1 protein-coding gene is annotated in these 995 nt (G+C 64.7%); it reads left to right on the top strand.

Features of this window, described 5'->3' with window-relative positions:
• A partial coding sequence (locus EN850_RS33350; protein WP_136092920.1) for an IS5 family transposase occupies nt 1–995 on the top strand: 995 nt, incomplete at both ends.

The following is a 995-nucleotide window of genomic DNA, read 5'->3' as shown; positions in this document are numbered from 1 at the left end:
ATCATCAACATGAAGCACGAGCTGGTGCGGCTGGCGCAGGCGATCGACTGGCCGGTGCTGGAGGAGCGTTTCGGCGCCGTCTATTCGGACGGCCCCGGCATGCCGCCGCTGCCGACCCGGCTGATGGCGGGGCTGGCGATCCTCAAGCACACCTTCAACCTGTCGGATGAGGTGCTGTGCGAGCGCTGGGTGGAGAACCCTTATTTCCAGTATCTCACCGGCGAGACGTTCTTTTGCCATACGCTGCCGTTCGACCGCTCCTCGATGACGCGTTGGCGCAGCCGTATGGGCGAGGAGCGGATCATGGTGCTGTTGCAGGAGAGCCTCAGCCTCGCGGTCAAGACCGGGGCGATGAAACCGGCCGACACGCGCCAGGTGATCGTCGACACCACCGTGCAGCCGAAGAACGTCATGTTCCCGACCGACGCCAAGCTCATCCATCGGGCACGCGAACGGCTGGTGCGGCTGGCCAAGAGGACGGGTCTCCATTTGCGCCAGAGTTATGTGCGGGTCGGCAAGCTGGCGCTGATCAGCCACCAGCGCTATGCCCACGCCAAGCAGTTCAAGCGGGCCAACAAGGCGCTACGCAAGCTCAAGACCTATCTCGGCCGGACCATTCGCGACATTGGTCGCCAGATCGCCGGCGATCAGGGGCTGGACGCGCTGTTCAAATGGCCGCTCTACCAGGCCGCCACCGTTCTCGAGCAACGCCAGCGCCAGCGCGGCCGCAAGATCTACAGCCTGCACGCACACGAGGTGGAATGCATCGGCAAGGGCAAGGCGCATGCGCCCTACGAGTTCGGGGTGAAGGTGTCGGTGGCCACCACGCTGAAGCGCTCCAGGGGCGGCCAGTTCGCCCTGCATGCAAAAGCACTGCCCGGCAATCCCTATGACGGCCACACGCTGGCAAGCGTCATCCCCGACATGGAAAAGACCATCGGCAACGAGATCGGCCGCATCCTCGCCGACGCCGGCTATCGCGGCCACAACGCACC

Source organism: Mesorhizobium sp. M8A.F.Ca.ET.207.01.1.1 (assembly GCF_004794715.1).
Taxonomy (GTDB): domain Bacteria; phylum Pseudomonadota; class Alphaproteobacteria; order Rhizobiales; family Rhizobiaceae; genus Mesorhizobium.
Note: the sequence above shows the minus strand (reverse complement) of the source record. Positions and strands in the feature narration are given on the sequence as shown.